The organism is Amycolatopsis sp. cmx-4-83 (assembly GCF_046548815.1).
Taxonomy (GTDB): Bacteria; Actinomycetota; Actinomycetes; order Mycobacteriales; family Pseudonocardiaceae; genus Amycolatopsis; species Amycolatopsis pretoriensis_A.
Genome location: NZ_JAEBEF010000013.1, coordinates 305,886 through 319,006, shown reverse-complemented (window position 1 = coordinate 319,006; position 13,121 = coordinate 305,886). Strand labels below are relative to the sequence as shown.

General features: G+C 73.7%; 3 protein-coding genes and 1 pseudogene. 3 read left to right on the top strand and 1 reads right to left on the bottom strand.

Annotation, left to right across the window (positions count from 1 at the left end; genetic code table 11):
- Window positions 1-213 precede the first annotated feature (213 nt).
- From ACLJQM_RS37450 to ACLJQM_RS37440, 3 genes are read left to right on the top strand one after another with little or no spacing between them, the layout of a single operon-like run.
- Entirely contained in the window at window positions 214-1,611 is a 1,398-nt protein-coding gene (locus ACLJQM_RS37450) for a glycosyltransferase (protein ID WP_410635049.1), read from the top strand.
- Entirely contained in the window at window positions 1,608-2,579 is a 972-nt protein-coding gene (locus tag ACLJQM_RS37445) for an ATP-binding cassette domain-containing protein (protein WP_360782188.1), read from the top strand. Before ACLJQM_RS37450 ends, ACLJQM_RS37445 begins: the two co-directional genes overlap by 4 nt.
- Window positions 2,569-3,336, top strand: coding sequence for an ABC transporter permease (locus tag ACLJQM_RS37440; RefSeq protein ID WP_247024808.1), 768 nt, complete (start codon window positions 2,569-2,571; stop codon window positions 3,334-3,336). Before ACLJQM_RS37445 ends, ACLJQM_RS37440 begins: the two co-directional genes overlap by 11 nt.
- Before the next feature lie 323 nt (window positions 3,337-3,659).
- Here ACLJQM_RS37440 and ACLJQM_RS37435 read toward each other — a convergent pair.
- Window positions 3,660-13,109: pseudogene (locus ACLJQM_RS37435) on the bottom strand (SDR family NAD(P)-dependent oxidoreductase); the annotation flags it as partial.
- Window positions 13,110-13,121 lie beyond the last annotated feature (12 nt).

Below are 13,121 nucleotides of genomic sequence, written 5' to 3'. Positions count from 1 at the left end.
CCTCGCCTCTCGGTGTCGTCCGGCCGGGACTCGCGGCACCGCGGGTCCGGTTTCCGCATCGGCCGAGTCAACCGCGTCCGGCGCCCGCAAACCCTTAGTCTTCGCACCCGCCCGCCGGCCCCCGGAACTCCAGCGGAATGTAGGTGATTCACGGAAAAGCCGTTGTTACGGTCGCGGCGGCCGTGTGCTCCCGCCGAGGAAAGGTGCTTCTCCATGAGCCGAGAACGGCGTCCGATCCTGTTCGTCAGCTCACCCGACAGCGGGCTGGTCAACTCCCTGCTCGTGCTGGCGGCGGAACTCTCCCGGCGCGGGGTCCCCGACGTCTACTTCGCCACCTTCGACAACCGCCGCGCCGAGGTCGAGGCCATCGGGGCCGACGGCTCCGGCAGCCGGATCGCATTCCGGTCGCTCGGGGCGCCGATCCCGGAGCTGTCCTCTGGGGAGTGGGACGACGAGACCTACCACGCGGTCACCCAGAAGTCCCGCTGGAAGGCGCACAAAGCGCTGATGCGCCACACCTTCGACACCCGCTTCCGCGACCAGGCCTACCGCGCGCTCACCGAGATCGTGCGTGAGGTCGAGCCGGCCACGATGGTGATCGACTCGCTGCTGCACGCCGGGTTCGAGCTGGCCGTGACGCAGCAGATCCCGCACGTCGTGAGCGTGCCCTTCTCGGTGAGCAACCACCTGACGAAGCTGCCGCCGGGCTTCCCCGTCCCGCACTCCGGGCTGCCGCTGGAAATGACCGCCGGGCAGCGCCTGGCGAACGCGTGGTTCGGGTTCCGCCGCAAGGCGCTGTACTTCACCGATTCCCTGCTGCGCAAGCGGGTCGTCGAGTACGTCAAGTCCAACAAGGAGCTCGGCGTCTCGCGGCTCGCCGCCAAGTACACGTCCCGGATCGACGAAGCCGCGCTCGTGCTGGTCTACTCGCTCGCCGAACTCGAATACCCGGTCGACATCCCGGCGCACTTCCGGATGCTCGGCGCGATCGTGCCGCCGCTGCCGGAACTGCCGGACGAGCAGGACGTCAAGGGCTGGCTCGACCGGCACGAATCGGTCGTCTACATCGGGTTCGGCACGGTCGTGCGGATGAGCGAGGCCGAGATCAAGGGCCTGGTCGAGGTCGCGCGGCGCCTCGAGGGCAAGCACGCCGTGCTCTGGCGGCTGCCGGCCCAGTCGTGGCACCTGCTGCCGCCGTCCGACGAACTGCCGTCGAACCTGCGGGCCGAGAAGTGGCTGCCCTCGCAGCTCGACGTCCTCGCCCACCCGCACGTGCGCGCGCACTTCACCCACGGCGGCGGCAACGGCTACATCGAGAGCCTCTACTTCGGCAAGCCGCTGCTGCTGCGCCCGCTGTTCGTCGACGGCTACGACCAGGCCGTCCGCGCGCGGGACACCGGCGTCGGCCTCGTCGTCGAGTCCTCGCACGGCATCGACGTCGACGACGTCGCCGCGAAGCTGACCGAGGTCCTGGAGAACCCGTCCTTCACCCGGCGGGCGCGGGAAATGGGACGGCTGCAGCACGAGCCGGGCCGCGGGCGCGAGGGTGCCGTCGACGCGGTGCTCGCGCTGGCCGCCGGGACGCCGGCCGCGACCGAGCCGGCCCGGTGATCGAGGCCGCGGGCCTGGCCCGCACCTTCACCGCCGACGGCCGGGAGGTCGCCGCGGTCCGCGGGGTCGACCTGCGGGTCGAGGCCGGCGAGATCGTCGCCTTCCTCGGCCCGAACGGCGCCGGCAAGACCACGACCATGCGCATGCTCACGACATTGCTGCGCCCGACCGCCGGGACCGCCCGGATCGCCGGCGCCGACTTGCTCACCGAGCAGAAGCGCGTGCGGCGGCACATCGGGTACGTCGCCCAGGGCGGCGGCACGGTCGACGAGCGCAAGGTCCGCGAAGAGCTCATGCTGCAGGCCCGGCTCTACGGGCTCAACAAGACCGACGCCGCCGAGCGCGTCCGCGAGGTCTCGGGGCAGCTCGGCCTGACCGGCCTGGAAGACCGGCTGACGTCGGCGATGTCGGGCGGCCAGCGGCGGCGGCTCGACCTGGCGCTGGGCATGGTGCACCTGCCGGTGGTGCTGTTCCTCGACGAGCCGACCACCGGCCTCGACCCGCAGAGCCGCGCCCACCTCTGGAGCCACATCCGGCGGCTGCGCGACGAGCAGGGCGTGACGGTGTTCCTCTCGACGCACTACCTCGACGAGGCCGACGCGCTGGCCGACCGGATCCAGGTGATCGACGACGGCGTGATCGTCGCCGAGGACACCCCGGAGGCGCTCAAGTCCCGCCTGCTCGGCGACGGCGTCGAGGTGACGGTGCCGCCGGAACGCGCGGACCACGCGGAACTGCTGCTCGGCGGCCTGCCCGGGATCCGCGGCCTGCGCCGCGAGGACGCGACCCTGCGGTTCCAGGTCGCGCAGAGCGAAGAGGTGCTCTCGCCGCTGGTGCGGGCCCTCGACCAGCACGACATCCCGCTGGTGGCGCTGCGCGTCCAGCGCCCGACGCTCGACGACGTGTTCTTCGCCCTGACCGGCCGGGGCCTGCGCGAGCCCGTCAAGGAGGCGACCGATGCTGCGTGAAGCGATCCTGGTGTACCGCAGCGAAATCGCGGTGCTGCTGCGCAACAAGCCGTACCTGGTGATGGGCATGATCCAGCCGGTGCTGTACCTGGTGCTGTGCGGGCCGCTGCTGGCGGTGCTGGTCAGCAAGACACCGGGCGTCGCGGCCCAGACGTCCTGGGTGGACCTGACCCCGGCGCTGATCATCCAGATCGCGGCGACCAACGGCGTCTACTGCGGCTTCGTCCTGCTGTCGGGCATCAAGGCGGGCGCGGTCGACCGGCTGCGCGTGACCCCGGTGAGCCGCACGGCGCTGAGCCTCGGCCAGGCCCTGCCGTCGGTGACGCTGTCGCTGCTGCAGGGTGTGATCATCCTGTTGCTGGCGAGCCTGGTGTTCGGCGTGGCGGTGAGCGCGGTGGGCGTGGTCCTGGTGCTGGTGATCACGGCGCTGACGGCGTTGACGATCGCGTGCTGCGCGAACGCGATCGTGCTGAAGCTGCGCAACGAGGACACGTTCTCGTCGATCGTCAACATCGTGATCCTGCCGCTGACGCTGCTGTCGGGCATCCTGCTGCCGATCACCCCGGACCGCGCCCCGATGTGGCTGTACGTGCTGTCGCGGTTCAACCCGCTGGCGTACGTGGTGGACATCAGCCGGGCGAGCTTCCGGGAGACACTGCCGGTGGTGCCGACCCTGGTGGGCGCGGTGGTGATCATCGGGCTGACCGCGCTGGCGGTGCGGTGGAACTCGCGCACCTTCCAGGCCGTGGCTGCCTGATCCGGCTCTGCCGACCGGGCCGGGGGATCCCTTCCCCCGGCCCGGTTTTTTCGTGCCCGGCCGGGGTTCAGCGCACGCCACCGAGCGAGGTCGCGGATGACACCTCGGGCACGACCGACCGCCGGCGGACGTCATGAAGCGGTGGCGATCATCGGACTGACCGCGCTGACGGTGCAGTGGAACCCGCGCACCTTCCAGGCCGTGGCTGCCTGATTTCCACTCGAACCGAGCCGGGGATCCCTTCCCCCGGCCCGGTTTTTCGTGCCCGGCCGGGGTTCAGCGCGCGCCACCGGGTGGACGTCATGAAAGGGCCGTCAGCGACCTCAGTCCGCGCCCAGCTCCGAGTCGATCAGGCGGAACAGCTCCCCGTCACTCGCCGAGTCCAGGGACTCCAGGAACTCGGTGTCCCCGCCGAGCCGGTCCAGCAGCGAACGCAAGCGGGTCGTCACGAAACCCACCGTCTCCGGGGTCAGCGACGGGTCCCCCACCAGTGCCTCGAAGCTGCTCAGCGACGACAGCACCTGCGCGGACGCGTCCACCGGCTCCGGGCTCAGCAGCGACAGCAGGTGCGTGCTCAGCACCCGCGGGTTCGGGTGGTCGAACAGGACCGTCGCCGGCAGCGTCAGGCCCGTCGCGTAACCGAGGCGGTTGCGCAGCTCCACCACCGTCAGGGAATCGAAGCCGATCTCCGTGAAGCCCGTGTCCGGGTCGATCGCCGCCGGGGAGCCGTGGCCCAGGACGCTCGCCGCCAGCTCGCGGACCAGGGTCAGCAGCTCGCGGGACTGCGCGTCCGGGGCCAGCTCGCCGAGCCGGGGCACGAACGAACGGACGCCGTCGGCGTCGATGCGGGCCGTGCGGCGGGTCTTCGGGACCAGGTCGCCCAGGACCGGCGGGACGATGTGGCCGCGCAGCACCGCCAGGTCGAGGCCCACCGGGACCACCATCGCGGCCGGGGAAGCGACCGCCGTGTCGAACAGCGCCAGGCCCTCCTCCGGGGTGAAGCGGCGCATGCCGGACTTCGCCAGGCGCTGGGCGTCGACGTCGGCGAGCGTGCCCGCCATGCCGTCCGCCTGCGCCCACGGGCCCCACGCCAGCGACACCGCCGGCAGGCCCTCCGCCCGCCTCGACGCCGCCAAGGCGTCCAGGAACGAGTTCGCCGCCGCGTAGTTGCCCTGGCCGACGCCGCCGAGCAGGCCGCTCGCCGACGAGTACAGGACGAACGCCCTCAGGTCGAGGCCGCGGGTCAGCTCGTGCAGGTGCCAGGCGCCGTCCACCTTGGGGCGCAGTACCTTCTTCAGCCGCGCTCGCGTCAGCGACCCCACGACGCCGTCGTCGAGGACGCCCGCCGCGTGCACCACCGCGGTCAGCGGGTGGCCTTCGGGGACGCCGGAGAGCAGGTCGGCGACGTCTTCGCGGTCGGCGGTGTCGCACGCCGCGACGCGGACGTCCGCGCCCAGGCCCTTCAGCTCGTTCACCAGGTCCGCGGCGCCCGCGGAGCCGAGGCCCCGCCGGCCGGCCAGCAGCAGGTGCCGGACGCCGTGGCGGGTCACCAGGTGCCGGGCCAGCAGCCGGCCCAGCCCGCCCGTGCCGCCGGTGACGAGCACCGTGCCGTCCGGGTCGCCGAAGCCGGGCTCCGGCCGGTCCGCCGCCGGGGCCCGGACCAGCCGGGCGCGGTGCGGGACGCCGTCGCGCACCGAGACCTGAGGTTCGCCGGAAGCCAGTGCCGCGTCGGCCGCGTCCCCGTCGACCAGCACGAACCGGCCCGGGTTCTCCGACTGCGCCGCCCGGACCAGGCCCTGCACGGCCGCGGCCGCCGGACCGCCACCGGTGCGGAACACCACCTGGACGTCGTCGGCGGCGAGGAAGAACTGCAGCTGGTCCAGCACCTGCGCGGTCGCGCGGTGGGTCGCGGCGACCGGGTCGCCGCTCGTGTCCACTCCGACGACGGCCACGCCGTCGTCCTTCGCCGCGGCCACCAGCCCGGCCAGGTCGGTCGCGTCCTCGCCCAGCACGACGAGCCGCCGTCCCGACGGCGAAACCTCCGGCAGCGGCGTCCACTCGAGGTGGAACAGCGAGTCGTGCCCCTGCGCCGTCGCGACGGCGGCTTCCCCGAACGACACGGCTGCCGCGGACGCGATCGGCGCCCCGGCCGGGTCGGTCAGGGTGAGCGCGATCGTGTCGCCGTCCCGGCGGAGGTGGACGCGCGCGGCCGCCGCGCCGCCGGCGTGGAGCGCGAACCGCGTCCAGCCGGTCGCCGGGCGGAGCGGGACGTCCAGCAGGGTCACCGCCTGCAGGGCCGCGTCGAGCAGCGCCGGGTGCAGGCCGAACGCGGCCGCGTCGTCCTGGCGGGAGGCCGGCAGCGCCACCTCCGCGAAGACGTCGTCACCCGAGCGCCACGCCGACCGCAGGCCCCGGAAGGCCGCGCCGACCTCGGCGAAGTCCTCGTAGAAGCCGTCGAGCTCGATCTCCACGCCCGCGGGCGGCCACGCCGGGTCGACCGCGGGTTCGGGCGCGCCGGGGGCGAGCCGGCCGGCCGCGGTCCGCGTCCAGGGGTGCTCCCCCGCGCCTTCGGGCCGGGTCCAGACGGTCACCTCGCGCGTCCCCGCGGTCCCTTCCGGGCCGACGACGACCTGCGCGTGCACGCCGCCGACCGGCGGCAGTGTCAGCGGGACCTCGACGGTCAGCTCCTCGACGAGGTCGCAGCCGACCTCGTCGCCCGCGCGCACGGCCAGTTCGACGAACCCGGCCTCGGGGAACACGATCACGCCGTCCACGGTGTGGTCGGCCAGCCACGGCTGCAGCTGCGGCGAGAGCGCCCCGGTGAACAGGAACCCGCCCGACTCCGGCAGCGCGACACCGGCGCCGAGCAGCGGGTGCTCGGCGGAGTGCAGGCCGGACAGGCGCAGGTCGCCGTTCGCACCGTGGAAGCCCTCGGGCCAGTAGCGGTCCGGCGCGAACGGGTACGTCGGCAGCGCGACGGGGCGGCCGCCGCCGAAGAACTTCGCCCAGTCGACGGGCACCCGCGCGTGGTGCAGGTGGGTGAGCGCGGTGACCAGCGTCCGGGGCTCGGCACGCACGGCCGCGACGGTCTCCCCGCCGGTGAGGCTCTCGGCCGCCATCGCGGCGGCGACGCCGTCCGGGCCGACGTCGAGGAACGTCGTGACGCCCGCGCCGGCCAAGGTCGTCACGGCGTCGGCGAACCGCACGGCTTCCCGCGCCTGCCGCACCCAGTACTGCGGCGAGGTGAAGTCGGCGTCGCCGGTGACGGTCGAGACGATCGGGATCGACGGCGCCGCGAGTTCGAGCCCGGCCACCACCCGGCCGAACTCGGCCAGCGCGGGTTCGATGAGCGGTGAGTGGAAGGCGTGCGAGACGGCGAGACGGCGGGTCTTGGCGAAGTGTTCCCCCACCGCGAGCACGGCGGCTTCGGTGCCGGAGACGACGACCGAGCGCGGGCCGTTGACGGCGGCGATCACGACGTCGTCGCCGAGCAGCGGGACGACCTCTTCTTCGTTCGCCACCACGGAAAGCATCGCGCCACCCGGCGGGAGCGCCTGCATGAGCCGGCCGCGCGCGGCGACCAGCCGGCACGCCCCGGCCAGGCTGAACACCCCGGCGACGTGCGCGGCCGCGATCTCGCCGACCGAGTGCCCGGCCAGCTGGTCCGGGGTGATCCCCCACGATTCCAGGAGCCGGAACAGCGCGACTTCGAACGCGAAGATCGCCGCCTGCGCGTACTGCGTCTGGTTGAGCAGCTCGGCGTCGTCGCCGTGCACGACCTCGCGCAACGGGCGGTCGAGTTCGACGTCGAGGTGCGCGAGGACGGCGTCGAGTGCGTCGGCGAACACCGGGTAGGTGGCCGCCAGCTCGCGGCCCATGCCGAGGCGCTGGCTGCCCTGCCCGGCGAACAGGATCGCGAGCTTGCCCTCCGGCGCGGCCAGGGTCGGGCCCTCGAGCGCGCGCAGCCCGGCGAGCAGCTCGTCCCGGTCGGTGGCGACGACCGCGGCCCGGTGGTCGAAGTGCGTGCGGGTCGTCGCCAGCGCGGCGGCGAGATCGGTCAGCTCCGGTTCCGTGGCGAGGAAATCGGCGATCCGCGCGGCCTGGGCGGCGAGCCGCTCGGGGGTGCGGGCGGAGAGGAGCACCGGCACCGGGCCGGTCACCGCGGCCGGGAGCACCTCGGTGTCGCCGGCCTGTTCGAGGATCACGTGCGCGTTGGTGCCGCTGACCCCGAACGACGACACGGCACCGCGGCGGGCGCGGCCGGTCTCGGGCCAGGCGCGTTGCTCGGTCAGCAGCGAGATCGACCCCGCCGTCCAGTCCACTTGGGACGTCGGCTCGTCGAGGTGCAGCGTCTTCGGCAGCACGCCGCGGCGGATCGCCTCGATCATCTTGATCACGCCCGCGACGCCCGCGGCGGACTGGGCGTGCCCGAGGTTCGACTTGATCGAGCCCAGCAGCAGGGGCTCGTCGCGGTCGCGGCCGTAGGTGGCGAGGAGTGCCTGGGCTTCGATCGGGTCGCCGAGGGACGTCCCCGTGCCGTGCGCCTCGACCGCGTCGACGTCCGATGTGGACAGTCCGGCACCGGCGAGTGCCTGGCGGATCACGCGTTGCTGCGAGGGGCCGTTGGGGGCGGTGAGGCCGTTGGACGCGCCGTCGGAGTTGACGGCGGTGCCGCGCAGCACCGCCAGCGGGGTGTGGCCGTTGCGGCGGGCGTCGGACAGCCGCTCCAGCAGGAGCAGGCCGGTGCCCTCGGCCCAGCCGGTGCCACCCGCGGACTCGGCGAACGACCGGCAGCGCCCGTCGGCGGCGAGGCCGCCCTGGTAGCTGAACTCGACGAACGCGCTCGGCGTCGCCATCACCGTCACGCCGCCCGCGACGGCCAGCGAGCATTCGCCCGACGCCAGCGCCCGCGCGGCCATGTGCAGCGCGACCAGCGACGACGAGCACGCGGTGTCGACGGTGACCGAGGGGCCTTCCAGCCCGAACAGGTAGGAGATCCGGCCGGACAGGACACTGGTGGCGGCGCCGGTGAGCAGGTGCCCGGCGAGTTCCGGCGGCGGCGAATAGCCGTTGCCGGACCCGCCGACGTAGACGCCGGTGGTGCTGCCGCGCAGGCCTTCGGGGTCGACGCCGGCGCGTTCGAACAGCTCCCACGCCACTTCCAGGAGCTGGCGCTGCTGCGGGTCCATCGCGAGGGCTTCGCGCGGGGAGATGCCGAAGAACCCGGCGTCGAAGTTCGCGACGCCGTCGACGAAACCGCCCTCGTGGACGTAGGACGCGCCGCCCTGCAGGCCCAGCAGGTCCCAGCCGCGGTCGCCGGGGAACTCCGTGATCGCGTCCGTGCCGTCGGCGACCAGGCGCCACAGGTCCTCGGGCGAGCGGACGCCGCCCGGGTAGCGGCAGCTCATGCCGACCACGACGATCGGGTCGCCGTCGACCACGCCGGCCGCGACCGGGGCCGCGGCCTGGTCGTCGTCGCCGAGCAGTTCGGCGGCCAGGAGCCGGGCGACGGCGTCCGGGCGCGGGTGGTCGAAGACCAGGGTGGACGGCAGGGTGAGGCCGGTGGCCGCGTTGATCCGGTTGCGCAGTTCGACCGAGGTGAGCGAGTCGAAACCCAGTTCCTTGAACGGGCGGCGGGGCTCGACCGCGGCCGCGCCGGCGTAGCCGAGCAGGCCGGCGACCTGCTCACGGACCAGGTCGAGCAGCAGCGTCTCGCGCTCGCGCGGGTCGATCTCGCGCAGGCGGGCCAGCAGATCCGACGCCGCCGTGACGTCGCCCGGACCGGCGTCGGCGAGCGCGCGGACTTCGGGCAGCTCGTCGAGCAGCGTCCCGTCGCGGCGGGAAGTGAGCGCCGGGACGAACCGGTCCCACCGGACGTCGGCGAGCACGACGGCGGTGTCGTCGTGGGCGACGGCCTGGCCGAGCGCGAGCAGCGCCTGCTCGACCGGCAGCGGCGGGAGGCCGCGGGCGCGCAGGAACCCGGCGGTCTCCTCGTCTTCGGCGACGCCGGTGTCCGCCCAGGCGCTCCACGCGACGGCGGTCGCCACCTGGCCGCGGTCGCGGCGGTGCCGGGCGAGGGCTTCGAGGCCGGTGTCGACGGCGGCGCGGTCGCGCTGGCTTTCGGCACCCCACACCGCGCTCACCGACGTGAACAGCACGAACGCTTCGAGGTCGGCGCCGGCGAGGGCTTCGTCGAGCTGGACGGCGGTGGTCCACGCGCCGGGGTCGCCGGTCATCCCGGCGGTGTGCAGGACGGCGGTGAGCTGCCGGTCCTCGGGCACCGCGGTCACGACGCGGGCACCGCACCCGGTGACCCACTCGGCCACCCGCGCGCCGAAGCCTTCCTCGGCGCCGGTGACCAGCACCGTGCCGTGCGGGCGCCACGGTTCGGCGGCGCCCCCGGCCGCGGCGTGCACGAGCCGGCGGCCGAAGAGCCCGGACGCGCGCACGGCGACCTGGTCTTCCACGCCGCCGAGGGCGGCGGCGAACCGGGCCACGGCCCGCTCGTCGAGGGTTTCGGGCAGGTCGATCAGGCCGCCCCAAACCCGCGGGTACTCCAGCGCGAGCACCCGCCCGGCACCCCACAGCGCGGCGCGGGCGGGGTCGGCGGGCGGGTCCGAGCGGCCTACGGACACCGCGCCGCGGGTGACCGCCCACAGCGGGACCACCGGGTCGGCTTCGGCGAGGAATTCGACGAGTGCGGCGGTCTTCGCGAACGTCGTCCCGTCGAGTTCCAGGAAGGAAACGACCCCCGCGTACTCTCCGAGTCCCGCACGCAGGACCTCGACCGGGTCGGCGTCCGGTGCCACCACCAGCCGGTCGGCGTCGAAGGGCAGGTCGAAGTCTTCGGGCACCAGCGCGAGCCAACGTCCGGTCGCGGCTGTCCTGGCGGACAACGGCTTCCACGTGACGCGGTAGCGCCAGCCGTCCACAGCGGACTGTTCACAGCGGCGGCGGCGCCACGAAGACAGCGCGGGCAGCACGCGGGTGAGCGCGTCCTCTTCGACGTCGAGGGTGCTGCTGAGCGACGCGAAGTCGGCGTCGTCGACCGCGGTCCAGAACTCGGCCTCCGCCGGGTCCGCGGTGGCCACCGGAGCGGGTTCGGGCCAGTAGTTCTCGTGCTGGAAGGCGTACGTCGGCAGCGGGACGACCTTCGCGCCCTCGGCCAGGAAGCTCGCCCAGTCCGGGCTGACGCCGCGGACGTGCGCCTTCGCCACCGAGGTCAGGAACCGGTCGAGGCCGCCGTCGGTGCGGCGCAGCGTGCCGGTGACGACCGCGCGGGCGCCCGCGTCCTCGGCGATCTCCTGCAGCGGGACGTTGAGCACCGGGTGCGAGCTGATCTCCAGGAACGCTTGGTATTGCAGGGAAAGCAGCTCGCGGATGGCCTCCTCGAACCGGACGCGCTGCCGCAGGTTGCGGTACCAGTAGCCGGCGTCCAGCCGGGTCGTGTCGAGCCACTCACCGTCCACTGTGGAGAAGAACGGGATCTCCGACGGCCGCGGCTTCAGCCCGGCCAGCGCGGTCGCCAGCTCGCCGGAGATCAGCTCGACGTGCGCGGAGTGCGAGGCGTAGTCGACGTCGATGCGGCGGGCCCGCAAGCCGGCTTCGGCCAGTTCGGCGAGGAACTCCTCCCCCGCCGCCGGATCACCGGCGACGACGACGGACGACGGGCTGTTGGCCACGGCGACCGACAGCCTGCCCTCGAACCGGGCGAGGCGGGCTTCGACGTCGGCGGCGGGCACCGACACCGACAGCATGATCCCGGCTCCGGCGAGCCGGCGGGCGATGGCCTGGCTGCGCAGGGCGACGACCCGCGCGGCGTCGGCGAGGTCGAGCGCGCCGGACACGCAGGCCGCGGCGATCTCGCCCTGGGAGTGGCCGACGACGGCGTCCGGGGTGATCCCGTGGGCCTGCCACAGCGCGGCGAGGGCGACCATCACGGCGAACGACGCGGGCTGCACGACGTCGACGCGGTCCAGCGGGGCCGTCCCGCGCAGGACGTCGGTCAGCGACCAGTCGAGGTACGGGGACAACGCGGCTTCGCATTCGGCGATGCGGGCGGCGAACACCGGCGACTCGTCGAGCAGCCGGGCGCCCATGCCCGCCCACTGCGCGCCCTGGCCGGGGAAGACGAACACGACCCGGCCGTCGACGTCGGCGACGCCGGTGGTCACCGCCGGGCCGGGCGTGCCCGCGGCCAGCGCGGCGAGGTCGTCGCGCGGGTCCTCGGCGACGATGACGGCCCGGTGTTCGAGGGCGGCCCGCGACTTCGCCAAGGACCACGCCAGGTCCGCGGAAGTGATCTCTTCGGCGTCGAGGTGCTCACGCAGGCGGGCGGCCTGCGCGGCGAGCGCGGCTTCGGTGCGCCCGGCCACGACGAACGCGCGGACACCGGGTCGCGCCTCGGTTTCGGGCTGCTCGACCGGTTCCGGCTGTTCGAGGATCACGTGGGCGTTGGTGCCGCTGATCCCGAACGAAGACACCGCGGCCCGGCGGACGCGCTCGACTGCGGGCCAGGGCGTGTGCTCGGTGACGACCTCGACCGCGCCCGCCGTCCAGTCCACGTGGGACGACGGCTCGTCGAGGTGCACCGACTTGGGCACGACGCCGTGGCGCATGGCCTGGACCATCTTGATCACGCCCGCGACCCCCGCGGCCGCCTGGGTGTGCCCGATGTTGGACTTGACCGACCCCAGCAGCAGCGGCGTCGTGCGGCCCTTGCCGTAGGTCGCCAGGAGGCTCTGCGCCTCGATCGGGTCGCCGAGGGGCGTGCCGGTGCCGTGGCCCTCGACGACGTCCACATCGGACACCGTGAGCCCGGAACTCGTGAGCGCCTGCCGGATCACCCGCTGCTGCGATGGCCCGTTGGGGGCGGTGAGGCCGTTGGACGCGCCGTCCTGGTTGACCGCCGAACCCCGCAGCACGGCGAGGACTTCGTGGCCGTGGCGGCGCGCGTCCGCCAGCCGCTCCAGCAGGACGAGACCGACGCCTTCGGCCCAGCCGACGCCGTCGGCGGACTCCGCGTAGGACTTGCACCGCCCGTCGCGGGCGAGGCCACCCTGCGCGGAGAAGTCCACAAAGGACCCCGGGGTGGCCATGATCGTGACACCGCCGGCGATCGCCAGCTCGCAGTCGCCGGCCCGCAGCGCCTGCGCGGCCCAGTGCATCGCCACCAGCGACGACGAGCACGCCGTGTCGACGGTGACCGCCGGGCCTTCCAGCCCGAGGGTGTAGGAGACGCGGCCGGAGAGCACGCTGCCCGCGGTGCCGACGCCGAGGAAGCCCAGCGCCTCTTCGGGGAACTGCGCGCCTTGGCCGTAGTCGTGGTACATCACGCCGGCGAACACGCCCGTCTTGCTGCCGCGCAGCGAAAGCGGGTCGAGCCCGGCGCGTTCGATCACCTCCCAGGAGACCTCGAGGAGGTGGCGCTGCTGCGGGTCCATGGCCAGCGCCTCGCGCGGGGAGATGCCGAAGAGGCCAGGATCGAAGCGGCCCGCGTGGTCGAGAAAACCGCCTTCACGAACGTACGAACGTCCTCTTTCATCGCCGAACAGACCCCCCAGGTCCCAGCCCCGGTCTTCGGGGAACGCTCCGATGCCGTCACCGCCGTCGAGCACGAGGTCCCACAGCCCCTCGGGCGAGGTGACCCCGCCCGGGTAGCGGCAGGCCATCGACACGATCGCCACGGGTTCCGGTTCCGCCGTTTCGAGCTCCTCGACGCGTTTGCGCGTCTTGGCGAGGTCGGCGGTGACCCACTTCAGGTACTCGACGAGCTTCTTGTCCTC